At 56.4% G+C, this 4,489-nt stretch carries 4 protein-coding genes and 1 pseudogene; all 5 read left to right on the top strand.

Annotation, left to right across the window (positions count from 1 at the left end; genetic code table 11):
* Positions 1-611: IS21-like element helper ATPase IstB (gene istB / locus C6W91_RS20730; protein WP_370571554.1), on the top strand; the 611-nt coding region annotated here is incomplete at its 5' end.
* 72 nt (positions 612-683) lie between these two features.
* Positions 684-2,495 (top strand): annotated as a pseudogene (gene katG / locus C6W91_RS20725) (catalase/peroxidase HPI); the annotation flags it as partial.
* Positions 2,496-2,681: 186 nt separating this feature from the next.
* A complete protein-coding gene (locus C6W91_RS20720; RefSeq protein WP_340251705.1) occupies positions 2,682-3,122 on the top strand; it encodes a DUF4399 domain-containing protein in 441 nt (146 codons plus the stop codon).
* A 55-nt stretch (positions 3,123-3,177) separates the two neighbouring features.
* Positions 3,178-3,801: a TIGR02466 family protein gene (locus C6W91_RS20715; RefSeq protein ID WP_340251708.1), complete on the top strand. Its 624-nt coding sequence runs from the start codon at positions 3,178-3,180 to the stop codon at positions 3,799-3,801.
* A 339-nt stretch (positions 3,802-4,140) separates the two neighbouring features.
* Positions 4,141-4,489, top strand: a 349-nt coding sequence (locus C6W91_RS20710) for a DUF3768 domain-containing protein (protein ID WP_370571552.1), incomplete at its 3' end; no start/stop codon positions are given.

The following is a 4,489-nucleotide window of genomic DNA, read 5'->3' as shown; positions in this document are numbered from 1 at the left end:
TGGGTGGATGTTCACCCGGAGATTACGCCGCCTTCAAATTTCCACCAACTCCGAGACACGACCCCAGCGAGATCAACGAGGCCACTGTCCGGCAATTGCACCGCGGCGAGTTCATGGAAAATGCGGAAAATGTTGTCCTGATCGGCGGCCCCGGTACGGGCAAAAGCCACATCGCCACCGCCATCGGCGTTCAGGCCATCGAGCATCACAAATGCAAAGTGCGCTTCTACTCGACCGTCGAACTCGTCAACGCCCTGGAACAGGAAAAGGCCCTCGGGAAGGCCGGTAAACTGGCCGAGATGCTGACCAAGATCGACTTGGTTATTCTGGATGAATTGGGTTACTTGCCGTTCAGTTCATCCGGCGGCGCGCTGCTGTTCCACCTGCTGAGCAAACTCTACGAACGGACCAGCGTGATCATCACCACCAATCTCAGCTTCTCGGAATGGGCCCAGGTCTTCGGCGATGCCAAGATGACAACTGCGCTTCTCGATAGGCTCACACACCGCTGCCACATCCTGGAAACCGGCAACGACAGCTACCGCTACAAAGCCAGCTCAGAAGCCGCAAAGAAAAAGAGAAAGGAGACACCAGCATTGACCACAAAGTAACCGCTGATACATAATCAAGGGTGGGTCAAATCTCGGTGAAAATACCGGGTCACTTCTCAATGGAAATCAACAAACGGCAACCTCGACAAGGCCCGCGCACTGCTGTGGCCGATCAAACAAAAGTACGGCCAGAAGATTTCCTGGGCCGATCTGATGATCTTTGCAGGCACCTGTGCGCTGGATTCGATGGGCCTCAAGACCTTCGGGTTTGGTGGTGGCCGTATTGATATCTGGGAGCCGGAAGAAGACATCTATTGGGGACCTGAAACGACCTGGTTGGGCGACGAACGCTACAGTGGCGATCGGGAACTGGCCAATCCGCTAGGCGCGGTCCAGATGGGGCTGATCTATGTAAATCCCGAAGGTCCCAATGGCGTCGCCGATCCGTTGGCATCCGCCCGCGACATTCGTGATACCTTTGCCCGGATGGCCATGAACGACGAGGAAACCGTCGCATTGATTGCAGGTGGTCACACCTTCGGCAAGGGCCATGGGGCTGCTGATCCCGGCAAATATGTCGGTCGTGAACCCGAGGCCGCCGCACTTGAAGAGCAGGGCTTTGGCTGGAAGAACAGTTTTGGCACTGGCAATGCAGGCAGCACGATCACCAGCGGACTCGAAGGTGCTTGGACGCCCACGCCAATTGCGTGGGACAACGGGTATTTCGACATGCTGTTCGGTTTCGAATGGCAATTGACTCGTAGTCCGGCCGGTGCCCAGCAATGGATCCCCACGGACGCAAACGCCGAAGGAATGGTGCCCGACGCCCATGACCCAAACAAGACCCATGCCCCGGTCATGTTCACAAGTGACCTCGCCCTGCGCATGGACCCTGCATATGAGAAAATCTCACGCAGGTTCCACAAAGACCCAGACGCCTTTGCTGACGCTTTCGCGCGTGCCTGGTTCAAACTGACGCACCGCGATATGGGACCGGTCAGCCGCTATGTCGGCAGCATGGTTCCCACCGAGCAATTGATCTGGCAAGACCCCGTTCCGGTGGCGGACTACGATCTGATCGAAGAGCAAGACATCACGGCGCTGAAGTCGCAAATACTGGCTTCTGGCCTGTCAGTCTCGCAACTCGTCTCAACCGCATGGGCCTCTGCGTCGACGTTCCGTGGCAGCGATAACCGTGGTGGAGCCAACGGCGCGCGTTTGCGGCTCGCACCGCAAAAAGACTGGGAGGTGAACACGCAATCGAACTCAGGCGAGGTCATCGCGGCGCTGGAAGCAATCCAGACTGCCTTTAGCTCAGGCCGGAAGCGCGTGTCACTTGCAGATCTGATTGTTTTGGGTGGATGTGTCGGCATCGAGCAAGCAGCAAGCGCTGGCGGCCACGATATTGCGGTTCCCTTTGCGCCCGGCCGGACGGATGCGACGCAGGAACAAACCGACGTTGAGTCTTTTGCGGTCCTGGAGCCTGTGGCCGACGGTTTCCGGAACTATCTCAAGGCGGGCCTCAATCGCTCGGCGGAAGAGTTGCTGATAGACCGTGCACAGCTGTTGACATTGACCGCTCCGGAAATGACGGCGTTGTTCGGCGGCCTGCGAGTATTGAACACCAATGCTGACGGATTAATGCACGGTGTCTTTACCGATCGCCCGGGAACGCTCAGCAATGACTATTTCGCCAATCTACTGACAAGAGATACGGTTTGGGCGCCGAAGACAGATCAGGCTGATTTCTTTGAAGGCCGGGACCGTGCGACAGGTCAGGTGAAATGGGCCGGCACCCGCGTTGATCTGTTGTTTGGATCCAACTCGCAACTGCGTGCCTTGGCCGAAGTCTACGCCAGCGAAGATGCGCATTTGGCCTTTGTCCAGGATTTCGTCGCAGCCTGGACGAAGGTGATGAACCTTGATCGCTTCGATCTCGCGTAACGGAACCCGGCGAACCAGAACTTGCGCCCGAAAGTCCCCTCGGGCGTAAGCGCAGGCACCGTTTCAGGCAACGAAGCCAATCGAGCAAGAAACCGACTGCGGATCAACCGTGAGTCAAATGCCAGGGCGGCGCATGTAGCGTCGCCCTGGCAGAACTCTGAAGACAACCAACAAAGGAATTATTCAATGCGTAAACTTACTCTTGTCGCTGCGACGCTGATCATGGCCCCGCTTGCCGCACTTGCGGGCGAGACCCCAGCGGCCCCCGGCAGCGTCCAGTATTTCGTGAACCTGCAGGATGGCGATACCGTTCAGAGCCCTGTGAAAGTCATCTTTGGTCTGACAGGCATGGGCGTCGCGCCTGCGGGCGTTGACGTCGAGAACACCGGCCACCACCACTTGCTGATCGATCGCCCGGCTCTAGGTGAAGGCGAGGATGGTGCCGAAGAGTTCAATATGAACATGCCTGCTGACGACAGTCTGCTGCACTTCGGAAAAGGGCAGACAGAGACGATGATTGAACTCGCTCCCGGTGTTCACAAGCTGCAGCTTGTCCTTGGCGACAAGGACCACATCCCGCACAATGCTCCGGTGTTTTCCGAAGTGATCACAATCACAGTAGAATAGCGAAATCTGGCCCCCGCGATCTTATGCGGGGGCCATAACGATACGGAATATGACCATGGACACACTTGAGCAAACCGATTGCGAAGAACTCTTCTCAACCCCGCTGTTTCGTTTCCGGCTCCCGGACGCGGATGCCTTCAACCGTGATCTGTTGCAAGAAGGCGCGCGCCTACGCAAGCAAAGCGAGGGTGTCGCCAAATCCAACTATGGCGCATGGCATTCTTCCGGAGATTTGTTTGAATCCACCACACCGTGTATCATGCAACTCAAGACCGTGGCTGAGGCTGCGACCTACATAGCTACCCAGAACGTCAGCCCTGATCTGGACCTCGCAACGCAGAAACTGGATCTTTTTGGATGGATGAATTCAACGCCTTCGGGAGGTTTCAATGCCCCGCACACCCATCCGGGTGCACATTGGTCTGGCGTTTACTATGTGTCCCAACCCGCCGTCGAAAAAGGTGAATCTGGCAAAATCGAGTTTCTCAATCCGCGCACCGATCTGCCAAACTGGCGCATCCTCAAATCCCCGATATTCGGGGCGGCACGCAAGTTCCGACCGCATCCAGGCGAACTGGTTCTATTTCCCTCCTACCTCGTACATTGGGTCTACCCGAACGAAACTCAAGAAGAGCGCGTCTCCATCGCATTCAACGCGACATTCCGCGAAGCAAAGTAGTGTTCATTGTGCTGGCAGGTGATCGATCATGACTCAAGCCGCGCTTTCACAGCCGCAACGATTGGAAGGATACCTGCCGATCATGCCAAATGGGATATACAGATCCCCCGAATTAAATTTTCACTGCAAACAAGTGGACTGAAAGAAAGGGCGCAGGAGAGAGAATCCCTAGTTACTCGTCGCTGCCATTCGAGCAAGCGCAGCGAAAGAGTGCTTTGTCCCGCTTAGCGGACTGTCGGAACTGTTTGGTTCGGGCAGGTTTGTCTGGGTTCCTCCGCCAAGCGGAAAAGAAAAAGCGGGCTTTGAGAAGGGTGTTTCAAATTCTCAAGGGAGATCCCCATGTCCATGAATGTTCAACCCCAGCCAGACCGTCCGGATCCGACCGTGATCGCGGTGCAGAACGACGCGTTTCGTAAACTTGCATGCCTTGGGGTGCCGCCCGCTGAACCAATCCAGGGCCGGATGCATGTCACTCGCGCGCTTATGGAGGCTGGTGACGGCTTCATGGCCGAGGCGGTGAAGGCGACCGGTGAGTTTGCCACATTCGAGCCTGAGAATGATCCCGAGGGATGGCACGATTTCGGGGCGGTCGAGATCCGGGGCGAGACCGTGTTCTGGAAAATCGATCTGCATGAGGAAATTACATTTTCAAGTCCTTTTCTTTCTGTGCAACGCTGGTTTGGCTCCT

The sequence above is a fragment of the Phaeobacter sp. SYSU ZJ3003 genome (genome assembly GCF_041300735.1).
Classification (GTDB): Bacteria; Pseudomonadota; Alphaproteobacteria; order Rhodobacterales; family Rhodobacteraceae; genus Phycobacter; species Phycobacter gallaeciensis_A.
This window is presented reverse-complemented; position numbering and strand designations above follow the sequence as displayed.

Coding starts and splice junctions, on each gene's coding strand:
- C6W91_RS20715 (WP_340251708.1), top strand. CDS start 3,178: ATGGACACACTTGAGCAAACCGATTGCGAAGAACTCTTCTCAACCCCG.
- C6W91_RS20720 (WP_340251705.1), top strand. CDS start 2,682: ATGCGTAAACTTACTCTTGTCGCTGCGACGCTGATCATGGCCCCGCTT.